The 17,685-nt window shown below is 43.7% G+C and carries 17 protein-coding genes; 11 read left to right on the forward strand and 6 right to left on the reverse strand.

Going from position 1 to position 17,685, the window contains the following annotated elements:
* A complete protein-coding gene (locus tag NKT06_RS16015) occupies positions 1 to 879 on the forward strand; it encodes a carbohydrate ABC transporter permease (protein WP_253436334.1) in 879 nt (292 codons plus the stop codon).
* Between the two features lie 46 nt (positions 880 to 925).
* Entirely contained in the window at positions 926 to 2,611 is a 1,686-nt protein-coding gene (locus NKT06_RS16020) for an extracellular solute-binding protein (protein ID WP_253436337.1), read from the forward strand.
* Between the two features lie 102 nt (positions 2,612 to 2,713).
* Here the strand turns inward: NKT06_RS16020 and NKT06_RS16025 are convergent, their stop codons facing one another.
* The 6 genes from NKT06_RS16025 to lpdA form a co-directional block, all read right to left on the reverse strand.
* Positions 2,714 to 4,330 carry a response regulator gene (locus NKT06_RS16025; protein ID WP_253436340.1) on the reverse strand — a complete coding sequence of 539 codons (1,617 nt, stop codon included), beginning with the start codon at positions 4,328 to 4,330 and terminating at the stop codon, positions 2,714 to 2,716.
* On the reverse strand, positions 4,308 to 6,038 hold the full coding sequence (locus NKT06_RS16030; protein ID WP_253436343.1) for a sensor histidine kinase: 1,731 nt from the start codon (positions 6,036 to 6,038) through the stop codon (positions 4,308 to 4,310). Before NKT06_RS16030 ends, NKT06_RS16025 begins: the two co-directional genes overlap by 23 nt.
* 40 nt (positions 6,039 to 6,078) lie before the next feature.
* Positions 6,079 to 6,642, reverse strand: coding sequence for a GNAT family N-acetyltransferase (locus NKT06_RS16035; protein ID WP_253436346.1), 564 nt, complete (start codon positions 6,640 to 6,642; stop codon positions 6,079 to 6,081).
* Positions 6,643 to 6,770: 128 nt separating this feature from the next.
* Entirely contained in the window at positions 6,771 to 7,919 is a 1,149-nt protein-coding gene (locus tag NKT06_RS16040) for an ABC transporter permease (RefSeq protein ID WP_253436349.1), read from the reverse strand.
* Complete coding sequence (locus tag NKT06_RS16045) at positions 7,903 to 8,325, reverse strand: HlyD family secretion protein (RefSeq protein WP_253436352.1); 423 nt, start codon at positions 8,323 to 8,325, stop codon at positions 7,903 to 7,905. Before NKT06_RS16045 ends, NKT06_RS16040 begins: the two co-directional genes overlap by 17 nt.
* Positions 8,326 to 8,397: 72 nt before the next feature.
* Complete coding sequence (gene lpdA / locus NKT06_RS16050; protein WP_253436355.1) at positions 8,398 to 9,798, reverse strand: dihydrolipoyl dehydrogenase; 1,401 nt, start codon at positions 9,796 to 9,798, stop codon at positions 8,398 to 8,400.
* Between the two features lie 197 nt (positions 9,799 to 9,995).
* Between lpdA and NKT06_RS16055 the strand changes: the two genes are divergently transcribed.
* The 9 genes from NKT06_RS16055 (at position 9,996) to NKT06_RS16095 (ending at position 17,510) form a co-directional block, all read left to right on the forward strand.
* Entirely contained in the window at positions 9,996 to 10,577 is a 582-nt protein-coding gene (locus NKT06_RS16055; protein ID WP_253436360.1) for a TetR/AcrR family transcriptional regulator, read from the forward strand.
* A 40-nt stretch (positions 10,578 to 10,617) separates the two neighbouring features.
* Positions 10,618 to 11,040, forward strand: coding sequence for a GNAT family N-acetyltransferase (locus NKT06_RS16060; protein ID WP_253436363.1), 423 nt, complete (start codon positions 10,618 to 10,620; stop codon positions 11,038 to 11,040).
* Between the two features lie 13 nt (positions 11,041 to 11,053).
* A complete protein-coding gene (locus NKT06_RS16065) occupies positions 11,054 to 11,422 on the forward strand; it encodes a DUF4180 domain-containing protein (RefSeq protein ID WP_253436366.1) in 369 nt (122 codons plus the stop codon).
* A 315-nt stretch (positions 11,423 to 11,737) separates the two neighbouring features.
* Complete coding sequence (locus NKT06_RS16070; RefSeq protein WP_253442607.1) at positions 11,738 to 12,955, forward strand: DNA polymerase IV; 1,218 nt, start codon at positions 11,738 to 11,740, stop codon at positions 12,953 to 12,955.
* A complete protein-coding gene (locus NKT06_RS16075) occupies positions 12,952 to 13,320 on the forward strand; it encodes a YolD-like family protein (RefSeq protein WP_253436369.1) in 369 nt (122 codons plus the stop codon). The genes NKT06_RS16070 and NKT06_RS16075 overlap by 4 nt, the downstream gene beginning before the upstream one ends.
* The gene (locus NKT06_RS16080; RefSeq protein ID WP_253436372.1) at positions 13,304 to 13,672 is read left to right on the forward strand and encodes a YhjD family protein; all 369 of its coding nucleotides are present in this window, start codon (positions 13,304 to 13,306) and stop codon (positions 13,670 to 13,672) included. The genes NKT06_RS16075 and NKT06_RS16080 overlap by 17 nt, the downstream gene beginning before the upstream one ends.
* 443 nt (positions 13,673 to 14,115) lie before the next feature.
* Positions 14,116 to 15,003, forward strand: coding sequence for an RCC1 domain-containing protein (locus tag NKT06_RS16085; RefSeq protein ID WP_253436375.1), 888 nt, complete (start codon positions 14,116 to 14,118; stop codon positions 15,001 to 15,003).
* Between the two features lie 498 nt (positions 15,004 to 15,501).
* A complete protein-coding gene (locus NKT06_RS16090) occupies positions 15,502 to 16,293 on the forward strand; it encodes an SDR family oxidoreductase (RefSeq protein WP_253436378.1) in 792 nt (263 codons plus the stop codon).
* 365 nt (positions 16,294 to 16,658) lie between these two features.
* Complete coding sequence (locus NKT06_RS16095; protein ID WP_253436381.1) at positions 16,659 to 17,510, forward strand: type II CAAX endopeptidase family protein; 852 nt, start codon at positions 16,659 to 16,661, stop codon at positions 17,508 to 17,510.
* Positions 17,511 to 17,685: the final 175 nt, after the last annotated feature.

Consider the following 17,685-nt stretch of genomic DNA (forward strand, 5'->3'; position numbering starts at 1 on the left):
ATGTATCATAAAACCAAGCCTTACAAAGTATTCACCGTGTTTAACTATACGTTCTTAATTTTATTATCACTACTCTGTATAATCCCGTTGATTCACATTCTCGCGGTCTCCTTCAGCGGTAAAGCAGCTGCCAATGCGAATCTGGTTGGACTCTTTCCGGTTGAATTTACGCTTGATGCTTATGAGAAAACATTGGCTAATGAGAACTTCCTTCGTTCCCTATGGATTGCTGTACAGCGAACCGTGCTGGGTACAATCCTGAGTATGGTTATTGTCACGCTGGCGGCCTACCCTTTATCTCGGGAGAATCGCAGCTTCAAGCGGCGTAACATCTACACCTGGTATTTTGTATTTACGATGCTGTTCAGCGGAGGATTAATTCCATTCTACATTCTTATCCAGAAACTCAATTTACTCAACACGATGTGGGTGCTTATTCTTCCCGGAGCGGTATCTGTCTGGAACATGATTCTTTTATTGAATTTCTTCCGCAACGTTCCCAAAGAGCTGGAGGAGGCTGCCTTCATCGATGGTGCGGGTTATTTTCGAACATTGATCTCTGTCTTTTTGCCCGTGTCGATGCCAGCCATCGCTACACTCTCCCTGTTCTCCATGGTAGGGCACTGGAACGCCTGGTTCGATGGGTTGATTTTCCTGACGGATCATGAAAAGTATCCTTTAGCCACCTTCCTCCAGACGATCATCGTACAGCAGGACTTCAGTAAAGTTTCCGTGCGGCCCGAAGACCTGGAGAACATCTCACAACGGACGATCAAGGCGGCTCAGATATTCATTGGCATGGCACCGATTTTGGTTGTATACCCCTTACTGCAACGCTTTTTTGTTAAAGGGATTGTACTTGGTGCTGTTAAAGAGTAAGACGGATTTAGATCTAACCAATTTAGAATGATATGGGGGAGACAACATGTTTAAAACATGGCAAAAACCGCTTCGCATATTGATGGCTGCCACAATGTTATCTGGTGTGCTCGCAGCGTGCAGCAATGAATCGACATCAGAGAACAAGCCTAGCGACAGTAACGAATTTTATTCCGCTCCGTTTGAAAATGGTAAATATGTTGAACCGGTTACCATATCGACTGTATTTCCGATCACCAGCAGCTTGAAGTTCAAAAATGGGGAAAACATTGAAAATAACGTTCATACGAAGTGGGCTCACGATACACTGGGGATTGATATTAAATACTTATGGACGGTGAGTGAACAAAATAATGCGTATCAGACCAAACTTCGTCTCATGTTAACCTCGGGTCAGAAAATGCCGGATATTATCTCTTTCCGTGGTGACTCCACGCTGATCAGTGATTTGATCGAATCGGGTCAATTCACGGATGCGGGGGAATTATTTGATAAATATGCCTCCGATGTTTACAAAAAAGCGATGGCGGAAGATCCAAACGTATGGAACCCGTATATCCGTGATGGTAAGCGAATGGCTATCCCCATTCTGGAGAACGCTTACAATAATGATCCAGTTATGTACATTCGGGAAGATTGGCTAAAGAAGTTAAACTTGAAAGCACCAACCACCTTAGCCAAGTTGGAGGCGGTAATGGATGCCTTCGTCAATCAAGATCCGGATGGCAACGGTAAGAAGGATACGATTGCTTTGTCTGTAGGTTTCAAGAATGATCTGAACACCTGGATGTCGGAATCCGGCTGGATTTTTGGCATGTTTGGAGCGATGCCTAATCAGTGGAACAAAGCCGCAGATGGTTCACTTGCCTACGGCTCCATCCAGCCAGAGATGAAACCCGCACTGACGAAAATGAAAGAATGGATGGAAAAAGGATACATTGATAAGGAAGCTGGTCTTTATGATGAGCCCAAAGCAACGCAGGCGTTTACTGCAGGCAAGTCCGGTATAATCGTTGGCCCTTACTGGATGACAGGCTGGCCGCTCCCGGATCTGCAAAAAAACGTGCCTGATGCTGAATATAAAGCATATCCACTTCCGGCCGGCCCTGACGGGAAGATGGGACGACATGGAACGCCAATAAGTACAGGAGCCGTTCTCATTAATAAGGATATGGAACATAAAGATGCATTCTTTGTATATCAGAACTATTTGTTTGATCACTGGGCTAATCCGGACAGCACAACGTTCGTGCACGGATTTGCTAAAGGTTATGATTATGACATCGCTCCAGACGGAACCGTTTATAAAGAACTGCAAAGCGATAAAATTCCTGGTGGCTGGATTGATGCGATCCGTTATACGTTGACGTTTGACGGCGCGATTATCCCTAACCTGATGATGAATACCCTGGCAGAACTTGCAGGTGGGAAAGAACCAACCACTCAGTATGAGAAAAACCTGGCAGACCGTATCCCTGAACAGATTAAGGCCGCCAAGATTGTCATTGACCAAAAAGATATTATCATGCCTGAGATGTTCACGGGTGTACCCACGAAAACACAAGTTTCCCGAGGCGATATGCTGAGCAAGCTGGAAAAAGAAGTGTTGAATAAAATCATTTATGGCCAAGCACCTGTTGATGATTTTGATGCATTCGTGCAACAGTACATGTCTTCTGGCGGTAAACAGATCACGGAAGAAGTAAACGCATGGTATGACACGATAAAATAAAAAAGGAACCGCACTTCATGTACAAGGAGTTTCATTTACCTGTGTACATGAAGTGCGGTTTTTTACTTTGTTTTACGCTAACTTTCTTCATGATACTCTGATTTATTGCTCCCGGTAATCCTGAGGCGTCATACCAAATTTATCGCGAAACACCTTGATGAAATATTGGGAGTTGGCGTAGCCCAGTTTATCGGAAATCTCATATACCTTATCCTGCGAATGGTTAAGCAGGTATAGGGCAAGATCCATTTTGACACTTAGAATGTACTCACTCAAGCTGATGCCTTGTAATTGTTTGAACAGTTTGGAGACGTAAACCGGATGCAAGGATACATGATCCGCGATCGATTGGAGACTGAGGGAGTGCAGATGGGTGGAAACAAACGTCTTGATCTGATGAATGACGTCATGTTGCTCATCTAAAGACTGTTCTTCCAGCTTCATACGCAGCCGATCAAGCATGTTCTCCGCCCAATCTGTAAGCTGGGATACGGACCGAAAAGGCACACGCGTGACCCATTCGTTTCCGACCAGATCGGATAACAGCGCATGATTTTTGTGGGCAATGTAATGGAAGGCCGATAACAATATAATCTGAATCTCATCCAGATGTTCTTCGGTTTGTTCAGGCAGCGTGCTATACCCAGCCTCAATTCGGTGCAGACGTTCTTTGAATACTTCCCATTGTCCCGTTTCAAGCAAATGATTGAAGGTTGGTGGTTCATATAATATATGCAAGGAACGAATGGATACGGGACGATAGCTTTCCTGAAGGGAAAGGAAGTACCCTGTACCGTTACCTACCTGCTTTTTGAGAGCGGACAGGGCTTGCTCATACATGTCACGGATATCATGCTGGAGTTCACCCTTTTGGCTCAGGATGACGGAAATGCCACCTTTCAGATATTCATTGACATTATGATGCAGCTGTAGGGAGATATGTGTGAGATCCTGATTCTGATCCTCAACCTGATCCTGCTCCGGCAATTGCTTCCTGTGACTTAACTTTAGCAAGAAAACCAGATAATCATAACGATCTCGACAATGCCAGGTATGAAAAACTGTATTGAATAACTCACATGCAATGTTGGTCACAGCGTATTCAAACAATTGCAGGCTGCTCGTCGTATGTCTGGTGAAATGTTCTTCCAGTCGTACCAGAACAAGCTGAACTTCATCTTCGGCATGGAAGGGCAGATGATAGTGTTCCAACTTCTCGTTCAGAGCATCTTCAGTATAACGATTACCTTCAATCAACTGATTCAGCAGCCTGTCCTTAAGTGAAGGCAGGTGCTCGCGAAACGAGTTCATCGCCTGTTCATAAAACAAGGCTCTGCGGATATGCTCCTCAATGGAAAGTACCGTACTCTCCAGACATGCCGCCAGTTTTTCGATATCAAGCGGTTTTAATAAATACTCAACAACCCCATGTTTGGTCGCTTCTTTCGCATACTCGAACTCGGCATAACCGGTAAGCAAAATACAGGGCAGGTTGGGTCTAGCCGCCTTGATCTGCCGAATCAGCTCAAGTCCATTCATCACCGGCATTGAAATATCGGTAATCACGATATCTACGGTCTGTTCATCCAGAATGGATAAGGCCTGCATTCCGGAATATGCTTTGTGAATACGCTCAATCCGATAATCATCCCATGGAAATGAGATCTCAAGATCATCAATCACATAGGATTCATCGTCAACTAACAGAATCTGATGCATCTGCAATATCCTCCTTATGTATAGTAATGATGCACAGGGTACCTTCATATAAGATGGATTGAACGGACAAGCCCGACCGTTTGCCATATGTGAGTCTGATTCGCTGATTGACATTTCGAACTCCAGTTCCGATCTGTTCCTCTGGGCGGGTTAGTTCATCCATATGTTTGCAGATCAGTGACAGTCGCTCTTTGGGCATACCTACACCATTATCTGCAATAATGATACGGATGACCTCTTGGTCCTGCTCCGCGCGAATCGTAATTTGCCCTGAACCCATGGAGGGTTCAATCCCATGTTTGACCCCATTTTCAACGAGTGGCTGCAAAATCATACGAGGGATACGTACCGAGAGAAGCTCTTTGGGTACATCGATATCAAAAGTAATCGTTTTTTTTCGCATATGAATAATGGACATGTAATGATTCACAAAACGAAGCTCTTCACCCAGCGTGGAATCCATATCTTCAATACGATGAATATAACGGCAGTAGGAAGCCAGCTCCAACGTCATGGCTGTGACTGATTCATAATCCTTTACACTCGATTTGCTCTGAATATAGTTGAGACAGTTGTATAGGAAATGAGGATTGATCTGAGCCTGATACTGCTTGAGTCTGGCCTCTTTGACAGAAAGCTCTCCAAGAAGGACCTGCTCAATTAATGTCTGCGTATTCTCAGCCATTCGGTTGAATGATCGACCCAGGATTTTGAATTCCAGAATCTGAGTTTCGTCGACACGGCTGGAGAAATCTCCCCGGTCAAACCGGTCGATCGCTTTACGCAACCGAATAATGGGTTGTTGAATCTGATTACGCAGAGCCAAGATGTACAAAAGCGAAAGAAGCAGCAGGGCTACAAGTGCCAGCACAAACAACGTATTGTTACGTGAAATGGATTGCTGAAGCTGATTGGTTGGATGATAATCGATAAAGTACAAATCCAGAATACTTGCTTTCATATACGTGATGAAGTAATTCCTGTCCTGAAAGGCGATTTCAAAGAAACCTCTGTCATTTCTAAGCTGTGGAACAACCTGAGCATCAGCCTGGGCAAGTTGAAGGGAGCCTGAACCGCGAATGGCTGTTTGAAAATGGGAATCATACAGCATCGGTGTTCCGGATGTATAATCAGACATCATTTTCTGCAATACGTCTAATGAGATCCTGATCTCGATATACATCGGCCCTCGATGTCCCTTGGTGAGATGTGAATAATAACCTGTACCATCTTTGTTCATATGTAGTATCCATTGATCGAGCGGATCTGTGGACATAGAGAATGATCGGAACGAGAACTGGGGATCAGAAGATACCGTATCCTTTTGATCCGGATAATATAAAATAATGGTATTGTTCCATGAGGTGGAAGCACTGTTTAAAGCCAGCTTCTCAATGAGCTCCAGCTTGGCCTTGTATTTAGCAAAATCATTTCCGTAATGCAGAACATATGTATAACCTCTGACGGATTGATCCTCTGATAATGTTAGCGCATTCATTAATACCTGTTCAAATTGATTTGATAGCTGGGAGGACATGAATCGCACTTCGCCCAATTTATTCTTTTCCAACTCTCGTTGAATATCTTCCACATTTAATCGATAGATCCACCAGAAGATCAGTACAATCAGCATAAACATCAAAACTAGACCGAATGCCAGCTTTTGAAAAATAGAGCCGTTCTCTGTGGCATACTTTTCCTTCAACATGTCATTTCCTCCTGTAGAAAAAGAACGATCATCTCTAGCTTTATTGTTGTTTGTTCAACCACTCCGATTGCAGCATTGCATATTGAAACTCATCTATCCAGAAGCCTTTGGACATGTAATTTTCAAGCAGGTGTCCTTCACGTCTCATGCCCAATCGCTCTAACACTTGAATCGATTTTGTGTTTCTTACATCGGCAAAAGCGATCATCTTATGTTTATTTAGAGCGCCAAATACATAGTCCATCAGGGCACAAAGTGCCTCATTCATGTATCCTTTGCCTTGAAACTCAGGTGCAAGAGTGAATCCGAGCTCAACAATTTGAGGTTCATCTGCACGTGTATGAATGGCACAATCGCCGATTAACTGATCCGACTCCGTTAGAGCAATTGCGTATTGGAACCAGGTCCCGGGCTGGTTAGGGGAATGTACTATTTGTTTGCTGATAAATGCTTCAGCTTCTTGGAGCGTATAATTTTCCCAAGATTGAAAACGGGAAACATCTGGATTAGCCCGGTATTGATAGAAAGAATGTACATCCTGCAAATTGAACTTGCGAATAACAAGACGCTCAGTCACGCAATATACTTCGTTTGAGTTCTTCATATCATAAACCTCACTTTTTCTGTGTAATGTTCGCTTGCAGGTGGTGGCGGCTTCATATCTCTGGTTTTGATTCTAACATAAATCGCCGCAGCCTATTATTCTCACAGGCTTACGGCGATTGTCCATTCTTAAACTGCTTTTGCTTCAAGTGTTGGCGTTGGCACCTGTGATTCTCTTCGCAGGAATAATCCTATACCTAATGAAGCCAAACCGATAATCAGTATACAAGCTCCTAACTCTACACTATAAAAAGTCAACTCACCGTGTCTAAAGGCCATTCCACGAATCATACGATTGAGCCAATTCATAGGCAGAGCCCATGCCGTAACTTGAAAAAATGTTGGAAATGCAAGCGGCGTCAGTTGAATACCTGTTACTAGAAATGATGGATATAGGATCAAGCTCATTCTGGCACCAACTCTAGATACGTTTTGAACAGAATAACCAAGCAACATTGCGAGCAAACATAATGCCATCGAATACAGCAATAAAGGAACGATAAAGATATACGGCGCCGCTTCGAATCGCATATGTCCCACTTGTTTTAACATCCCATAACTGAGCAGGGAAGAGCAGGTGCTTAATATCACATAAGGCAAGGCCCGAATCCATAGCTTGAAGGGAGAAGTCCCAGCTGACAAAAGTTTACCCTCTTGCCGAAGGCGGGGAACGATCGCGCCAGCCGCACCCGTCGTGAGCATCAGTATGATGATATTTACAAATCCAATCACCATGGTACCGATATAACTTGAATTTGGATTATATAACATGCGCTGCACTTGAGATAGCGGGGACACCAGAGCTTTTGCTGATTCGATGTCCATGCCGGTTTGAGCAAGACGTGATACAGCAAGCGTCATATTTTCGGTTGTTATTATTTCTTGAATTGCAGGCCGGATACCACTAAGGCTAGAAGGCATCGTATTGTCCATCCATATCCCGATACTTGAGGGCAGTCCCTTGTCTTTACGTTGCTCTAATCCGTCCGGCAAGAAAATGACTGCCACTGCCTTCTCGTTCGCCAGCAGCGTATCCGGAGAGAGGCGATTGGGAAACACATTCGTGACTTTCATATATTGAGAAGCATTGAATTCTTCAATGAGTTGCCTTGAATACGAAGAGTGATCCTCATCCACAACCACTACCGGTGTTTCGCTCAACTGATTTTGGGAGAACATAAGCCCGAAAAATACAGCGGCAATTAGAGGGGCAGCAAAAATAATAACGATCCACTTACTCCCGCGTATGTGCTTCCATTCATCAGCCAGTGATTTCATCAAGCTGCACCTCCGCAGTCATCCCCGGAAGCAAATCTGTACTGGTTGGAATAGAAATCCGGATCAGAAACATACTTAGATCTGCTTGGCCCTTTTCCCGCGTCATGCGCAGATTGGCGAATTGAGGAGAGGGGGATATCGACGTAACCACACCTTCCTTTACAAGAAGATTCTCCAGATATGGAAAACGAACGTTCACCTTTTGATCTGCTTGAATCTGGTTAATCTGCGATTCCGGAATATAAAGATCAACATAAAATCCTTCAGTGTTAGGTTCAGTATTCAATATTCCCTGCTTTTTACTTTCAGCCTGACTCACGGCGTCTGTACCTTTCGCGATCAACAAACCGCCTGCCAAAATAATGATCAAAGTTATGACGATATATAATCTCCATTTAGACTTCAAGATGATCTCTCCCTAATCTTATTACTCTCTATTATGATAAGAGTGGGTTAACACACAATTTTCCAAGCGTAATCAAACGACATCCGGTTTCCTTTGTTCCATTCTCTGATGGGCTTGTTCTGCGGCCTCCATGATGATTTCGCCTAGCGTTGGATGCGGATGAATGGTCATGGTTATATCTTCTACCGTTGCTCCCATCTCAATCGCAAGGGACAACTCGGAGATTAGCGTAGAAGCTTCAGCCCCGACAATCTGTGCACCTAATACAAGGCCAGAAGCAGCGTGAGCGACAATTTTGACAAATCCTTCGGTTTCCTTCAGAGCCAGTGCACGGCCATTAATAGAGAATACAGATTTGCCAACGACAACAGGAATTGATTTTTGCTTACACGCCGTTTCGCTAAGACCAACGCTCGCAATCTCCGGGTGAGAAAACACAACGAGCGGAATAGCTTTGTAATCGATGACAGAGGGTTTGCCCGCGATAGCTTCTGCTGCAATTTTTGCTTCATAAGAAGCTTTATGAGCCAAAGCAGGGCCTTGAACAATATCTCCAATGGCATAGATATGCGGGATGGATGTTCTACACTGTATGTCAATCTCGATCAAGCCTTGTGGAGTAGGGGACAGACCTATATGTTCAAGACCCAAAGTTCCATCTGTGTTCGGTTTCCTGCCCACCGTAATTAATGCATAGTCAGCTTGAACAACATGGTGTTCATTCTGACGCATATAGTGGAGATCGATGTGACTCGTATATTGGTCTGCCCCTGTAACCTTAGCTTCGGTTAAGATGGTTATCCCGTCCTTTTTCAGTTGACGAACGACAGGTGCAACAAGCTCTGCTTCGAATCCGGGCAAAATCTGTTCACCCCCCTCGAGCATCGTAACGTTGGTTCCAAATCTCGCAAACATCTGACCCAGTTCCACGCCAATATAACCGCCGCCAACCACAACGAGACGCTCCGGAATGTCGGGCAGCGATAGCGCCTCAGTGGAAGAGAGAATCCGTCCGCCGTAAGGAAGAGAGCTTATTTCAATCGGACGGGAACCGGTTGCCAGGATGAGATGCTTAAAGCCTATTCGACGCACATTCTGTTCAGCGTGATATATTTCAGCGGTATTCGCATCAATCAAGCTTGCTTCTCCTTCGATAACAGTCACACCCGCCGTTTTAAGCAAAAACCGAACCCCTCCAGACTGCTTATCCACCACAGCTTGCTTAAACACCTGAGCCTCCTGAAAAGAAGAAGCTCCGTCAACAGCCCCCCATTGTCTGCGTAAATGAAGACGCTCCGCTTCAGCAATAAGCGCTTTGGAAGGAATACAGCCTACATGCGTACAGACACCTCCGATCTGTTGGCGCTCTACAATGGCTGTTTTCATGCCTAGTTGTGACGAACGTAAAGCAGCCACATAACCGCCAGGCCCTGATCCAATGACCAGCGTATCTACGACTTCTAATGAATTCATGATTGGTACCTCCAAATTTAAAATATGATGATCGTAATATATTATAGTCATCATATTTAAAAGGAGTCAATACTCCATTTGTAGTCGCTCTCCCGTTGCTGAAGGTGCTGATAGTATGAATTGACATTAAATAATATGATAACTATAATATTTTAAAAAACATTAAATACTGACCTTTACAAGGGGGAGGAAGCAGGATGCCTTATCCGAAAGGGCACAAACTCAAAGTTCGGAACCATATTATTACCAGCGCGGCCAAAGCATTTCGAACCCACGGCGTGCGGAATATTAGTCTTCCACATATTATGAAAGGTGCTGGACTAACACATGGGGGATTTTACTCCCATTTTGAAAATAAAGATCAGCTTGTGATGGAGACCTGTCATTTCGCCATTAGTGACACCATTGAAATGCTGCAGAGAATTGCAGACAAAAACAAAGAGGAAGATCAGACGTCGATTGAAGCCGTCATTGATTTTTATTTAAGCTCCCTGCATCGAGATCAGACAGAAGTCGGTTGTATCTTACCAGCTTTATCGGGTGAGATATCCCAATTATCGGAGGATATTCGACAAGCTTACACGCAGGAGTTGCAACGTTTTATCGCGTTTATTACAACTATGGCTGGGATGAATACCGCTGATGGTTATGCGTTGGTAAGCAGTATGGTAGGTACCGTTGCATTAGCACGGGCAGTTAGTGATGCGAAGTTCAGTGATGACTTGTTACAGGCAGGTCGTGTGCAGGCCAAACAAATGGTAAAGGTCGGTTCCAGGTAACAACGACATTGATGAAACAGAGGAATGGGGGATTGATCGGATGATCATTAGAGAAGCCCGTATTGCAGACTATCCACAATTGAGACATATTTATTTGGATTCCCGGCGGGAGAGCTTTCACTGGGCCAATGCCAATGAGATGAGACTAGACGATTTTGACCGGGATACATCGGAAGAACAGATTCTTTTGGCAGAGGAAAACGATCAAGTACTTGGATTTGCGTCACTATATGTACCTGACCGCTTTATTCATAATTTGTTTGTGCACCCGAGTGCTGCTGGCAAAGGGGTGGGAAAGCAGTTACTCCAGCAATCCGTGGCCGAATTGGGAACGCCAGTCACATTAAAATGTGTCTCTGATAATTATAAAGCACTCACATTTTATAAAAAGCAAGGCTGGAAGGCTGTCGTAGAAGAAGGTGAGCCTGGATCAAGATATTGGGTTCTTCAATATAAGGAATGAGGGAAAAGAAGACATGAATATCAGAAAAATAAACGAAAATGGAGTATCTATTGCTTACGTTACGAGTGATGAAAAATTAATTACCGATGTTCAATCCGCTATCGACCTTATGGCTACGGTTCGATATGAGGCCGAATGTCACCGTATTATAGTTAACAAATCTGCTGTTAGTGAAGTGTTTTTTGATCTGAAAACACGCCTGGCAGGTGAAGTGTTGCAAAAGTTCATTAATTACCAGACCAAAATTGCGATCATTGGTGATTTTTCCGGTTATACCAGCAAAAGCCTTCGAGATTTTATCTATGAAAGCAACAAGGGGAACGATATATTCTTCGTAACAGAGGAAGAACTGGCTATTGAAAAGCTAAGCAAGAAACAGTGATCCAAGTTAACTAAAGAGAGACTGGAGAGACTGGAGAGATTGAGATGGATATTGTGTCATACCGGGAACAAGATCAGGAACGACTGGTTCAGTGGAAATTTCATAAATGATAAGAATAATTCCGTTGAAGTCGCTAAATTAGCGACTTTTTTTGTTGGTGTGACTTCGTATGATTTGAATCCTTCACTTGGTCCTATGCTAAATATAAATATTTACCTCTTGCATAAAGAACACATGTTCGGTTTATAATATATACAAACATACGTTCTTAAATGTACAGGAGTGATTTCAGTGTGGACTAAGCAGCGAACCATCATGCTCATTGATATGCAGAGCTTTTATGCTTCAGTCGAAAAGGCAAAAATGCCCCAATACAAAAATAGACCTCTCGCCGTTGCAGGCGATCCAGCAAGACGTTCTGGCATTATTCTTGCCGCTTGTCCATTAGCTAAAGCTAAGGGGGTATCTACCGCAGAACCACTCTGGCAGTCTCTTCAGAAGTGCCCTGAACTGATCATTGTCAGACCTCACATGCAAGAATACATCGAAGTATCCACCCAAATCATGTCCATTATTGAGGAATTCACCGATCTGGTTGAGCCATACAGTATAGACGAATTATTCGCTGATTTTACAGGGTCTATGCATCTATTTGGTAATGATCCAATCGATTTGGCCAAACAAATTCAAGACAAAATCTATAATGAAACAGGGGTCTACGCCAGAGCAGGCATTGGTGAAAACAAAATTATCAGTAAATTGTGCTGCGATATGATTGCTAAAAAAGCGGAGGGTGGCATTTTTCACTTAAAGAAAGAAGAGTTGCATCTTCACATTGGAGATAAGCCTATCCGCGATATGTGGGGAATTGGCTCAAGAATGGAAAAACATCTGTGGAAGATGGGCATCCGAACCATTAAAGACCTGGCGAATACGCCTCTTTCTAAATTAAGAAGCAAGTGGGGTGTTAATGGAGAAGTCATCTGGAGAGTCGCCAATGGACTCGACAATTCGCCGGTAACCGTCAACACACACAATACACAAAAGGATATCGGAAACGGAATGACCCTGCCTAGAGATTTCACAGAAGCATGGGAGATCGAAGTGGTTATTCTCGATATCTGTACAGAAGTGTGCAGAAGAGCCCGTAAAAAGGGGCTGATGGGTAGTGTCATATCTGTGAGTGTATCGGGAGCAGATTTTGATCACCCCACTGGTTTTCACAGGCAGGTTAAACTGTCTGATCCTACAAACATAACCGTTGATGTGTGCAAGATAGCCAAACGCATATTCCATCAACATTGGGATGGGCAACCTGTGCGCCGTGTAGGCGTATCCCTGTCTCAATTATCCAACGCGGATACATATCAACTATCTTTCTTTGATGATCAAGAGCAAAAACGAGCCATTGATCAGGTGATGGACAACATTAAGGATCGATATGGCGACATTGCCATTCTTCGAGCGAGCTCCATAACAGCTGCGGGTCAAGCGATCGATAGAGCATCTAAAATTGGGGGGCATTACAAATGAGCAAAAAACTGGAGGCCAATGGATTATGGGAATCGAGCCGCATGATGCTTCCACAACATAAAGAACGAATTATACAGCATCGTACTCAAATTCATGTTCAAGCGAAACCACTGATTCATGAAGATGAGTGGGAAATTATTGCTCAACATATAGATATGTCCCTCAACTATACATTGCAAGCCACCTTTGAAGTGTTTAATGAGTCAGGCAATCGGTATATACACGGGATCGTCACTTCAGTCAGTGCCTTTGGAAAAAAAATAAAAATTGAAATGGATAATGGATTTGAATGGGTCGATTTTGATCAATTGGTCACTGTAAAGTTTGAAGAAGGAGGAGGTGTGTACGGTGAGACAAACTTCTGAGGAACTTGCACTTGTGAAGAGGCTTGTAGAGATGCCGTATCTTTTAGGTGCTCTGGAGGTAGATAAACATAAAATATACGCTTCAAACTTTAAGATGAAATCGGTGTATATTGATTACCTGGACGGTACCCAAAAGAAAATTGCTTTAGAGATGTACAAATCAAAACAAAGTTTAAAGGAACATCATATAAAAATCATTGAAGAGGAGAGATCCGAGCTGAGTTTAACAGTAAATTATTCGGTAAGAGGTTACCTTCACAAAATGACATTATTGTGGAGCAAAGTGAAAGTGGATGTGACCTTGATGCTTACTGAACATATGAGCGTTGATATTACTGATATGCCAAGATAAACATAGGGTTAGAGCAGAATACGGTATATAACGGCATAGGGTGGATATAATACAGCTATAACCATTGTTTTCTTCTCCCGATTTGGGTAAACCGACCTTTGAAATTGAAGGGTCGGTATTTTTTGTCTCAAATTTTTAAATTGGCATATTACACCATATAAAATGAGATAAATCACAAGGTAGATACATATAGATAGACACATTTATCCATATTATCGCGACTAAAACAAGAATGTATACTTCGTAGGAGTGGTATCAACATATCTGGATTAGCACGGCATGGTTCCGTTATCTTGACAGCCAGGAGTATTACAATACAACGTTGAATAAGAGTAATATGTTGGTGACTCTTGAGATTGTTTTCTGTGAAAGATATGAACGCTAAACGTTATGACTTACCGTTGAACAACGGAGGATTTTAATTTGTGGAGGGGAGGAAAGATATGGACTACAATTCACGGAAGGAAGCGGTGTTTGAGACGAAACGGTTCCGTAACTGTACCATAGCGGCAGGTCGTCGTCATACCGTTGCTCTTAAATCTGACGGAACAGTAATAGCCGTGGGTGATAATAAATACGGTCAATGTGATGTAAGCGATTGGTCCCGTATCGTAGCCGTTGGTGCTGGTAACGTTCATATGGCTACGAACACCGGTAATGCTCATACCGTCGGTCTGAAATCTGATGGTACTGTAATAGCTACAGGTTGGAATAAGCATGATCAATGCAATGTAAGCGAATGGCGCGATATAATAACTGTTTCGGCAGGTTGGTGCCGGACTGTTGGGGTTAAATCAGATGGCACCGTGGTTGCGGTGGGGCGAAATAATGAAGGGGAATGCAACGTGAGCAGCTGGCATGATATTGTATCGGTCACGACGGGTGACTGGCATACACTCGGTCTAAAAATAGACGGAACGGTTACAGCAGTTGGTAACAATAAATATAACCAATGTAGCGTAAACGACTGGGAAGACATATTGGCTGTTTCGGCCGGATATCTTCATACTGTTGGGCTTAGATCGGATGGCACGGTAGTGGCTACGGGTAGAAATAATGAAGGGGAATGCGACGTAAGCGGTTGGCGCGATATTGTCGCAGTTACAGCAGGGAGTTATCATACCGTTGGTCTTAAGTCTGACGGTACGATGGTTGCTGTGGGTTCCAATAAACATCAACAATGCGATGTAAGGGGCTGGCACGACATTAGAGCTGTTTCGGCGGGCTGTGCCCATACAATTGGACTGAAATCTGATGGTACGTTAGTGACTGTAGGTGATAATGATTATGGACAATGTGATGTAAGCGGATGGAGTCACATCCAACAATAATCAAATATTATCATGACAGAACTTATGTAGCGAGCTAAGAGCACAATTTACTTTCTGAAGGCAAGAACTTAATTCCATTGTTGAAAAGAATGGGAACATAGTAATCATATCGACTAGAATATTTGATCTGTTCCATTAAGCGAACGGGCAGGTTAGTTCAATAAGAATTGCGATATTTGGCACCTAACCTGTATTTATCTTGACAGTAATTGGGTCTAACTCGTAATATTTGAACTGGAGATGTAGGAAAGGGGACTCGCTGGACAATGTGGACTTCCTTGTAATGATGATCTAAACTGGATCGCTCGACTTGGTGTTTTGGTTATTACCACACGCCTCGTTTGTGATGCCGATCTGCAATCATTCAAGGGACGCGAGGAACCGTTTGATCAAACCCGGGCGCGGATACTTGATGTATCCGTTTTTGTTATACCTAGGATAATTCCATCTCCAATGAAAAATGGATTTCTCCCTCCCTTATTAAACGGAGGAAATAAAATGACCAAACTACATGGAAAAACCGCTATCGTGACAGGTACAAGCCGCCTTGGAGGGATCGGAACTGCCGTCTGCCGCGCGTTGGCACACGAAGGCGCTAATGTGTTCTATACTCATCTGTACGATTACGATAAGATAGAGAATCCGGGAGATGCCGACAAGAACTGGCCGGATCTCTTCGCTGAAGAACTTCGCTCCTATGGCATTAAGGCAGCACATATGGAGGTCGATCTTACCGATCCCACTTCTCCAGCGCGAGTGCTTGATGCGTGCCGTTCGGCTGTCGGGCTGCCGACCATTCTCGTCAACAACGCTACGTACAGCGTATCAGCTGATTTCCGTCAATTGACTGCATCACTGATCGATGCGCACTGCGCCATGAACATTCGAGGTACGTTCATGCTATCGGCCGAATTTGCGCGTATGCTGGAGGTTGAACTGGCCGGCCGTCAGGCCCTTAACGGCGGCCGGATCATCAACCTTACGTCCGGTCAGGGTAAGGGGCCGATGCCTGGCAATCTCGCTTATGCAGCAACGAAAGGCGCCGTCTCCACCTTTACCGAATGTCTGTCTGCTGAACTAGCTCCTTTTCACATTACTGTGAATGCGGTTGATCCCGGTCCTACCGATACGGGTTGGATGTCAGAAGAAGTGAAAAAAGCCTTGCTACCGGGATTTCCGATGGGCAGGATCGGTCTTCCTGAAGATGTATCCCGTCTGATTGCTTTTCTGGCAAGCGACGATTCCCAATGGATCACCGGACAAATCATCCATTCTAGAGGTGGGTTTTAATTAGGAAAACAGTTCATTAAACTCACGGGAAACAATAGTTTAACGAAAATAAGAAGGCAGCCGATTAAAGTAATCGGCTGCCTTTGTTAAATTTCACTTTAAGCGGAATGACTCAACCGAGCTATTTACTAGCTTTTTAGGGAGAGCAAAAGGGGGATATTAACCTACGTTGTCGTGCACTCCCATTTGCCGAATAGATACACATACGTTTAGTTCAGATCTTTTTATCAGTGACCATATATCCGTCCCCAGTCTTATTCTAACTAGCCTAAAGTCTCGATTGAGTGCTAGGCTCAGGTTTGTTTCGCGAATTCTCCCACACTGTTATACTCCTAATCGGAATACATAATAAGGAGTGGAATGAATTGAGTACATCTATGATAAAAGACAGAAAAAAGAACTCCGAAGACGGAAGCACGATTCAATCATCAAGGAAAGGATTATTCGTTTTTTTCGCTATGCTGATTCCATTAACGGTTATCAGCTATGTTTTGGCGTTAAATGTATCACCCATGTTTGGTCTGCTGCTCATGTGGGCACCTGGCCTATCCTCCATATTTGCTCGTATAGTACTGCATGAAGGTTTTTCGGATATTTCACTGCGAATCGGAGGAAAGCGAACCTTAAAGACCATCCCATTTGTGTTGTTATTACCGGTTGTCATTGGTTTGTGTGCTTACGGATTCGCCTGGGTTACGGGGTTGGTGGACTATGTGAAGTCAGGCGATGTCTTCATTGTCAGCCTTGTCCTATCGGTTATCTACCAAATGTTCGTAGGTACGGCCATCGGTGTAATCAGCAGTGCGGGAGAAGAGTTGGGATGGAGGGGATACATGCTCACCAGACTCATCAAAGCGAGAGTGCCTAAACCCATTCTAACAAGCGGTTTAATCTGGGGAACATGGCATATTCCTGCCATTCTGCTAGGGAACTATTATTCGGGACCGTCACTCGCCTTGTCCATTGTACTGTTCCTTATTACCATCAGTTCTTTTAACTTCATAATTAGTCACCTTCGATTGAGTACAGGCAGCATTTGGCCCGCAATTCTGCTTCACGCTTCTTGGAATGCCATTATTCAAGATTCATTTGACCATTTAACAAAAGGAGGTAATGACTTCCTATGGACGGGTGAGTCGGGTATATTGGTAGCTTGTGTGATGCCGATTGCTGTCTGGATCTTTTCCAGAAAATCCGACTATATGCAGCGCATATGATTCTCTTCAGGAACGGAATTCTTGGATCAAGAAGATATTTTTCAAGTCAGCTATAACGATGGAAGGATTATTATTGATTTTGACTGGTATAGAAAGGAGTTTGCTGTGGTTATAATTAAAGATTATGATATGTAAGAACACTGGCCCGAATCGTTAATCATTCTAAGATTATCGG

This window comes from Paenibacillus sp. 1781tsa1, from assembly GCF_024159265.1.
Taxonomy (GTDB): Bacteria; Bacillota; Bacilli; order Paenibacillales; family Paenibacillaceae; genus Paenibacillus.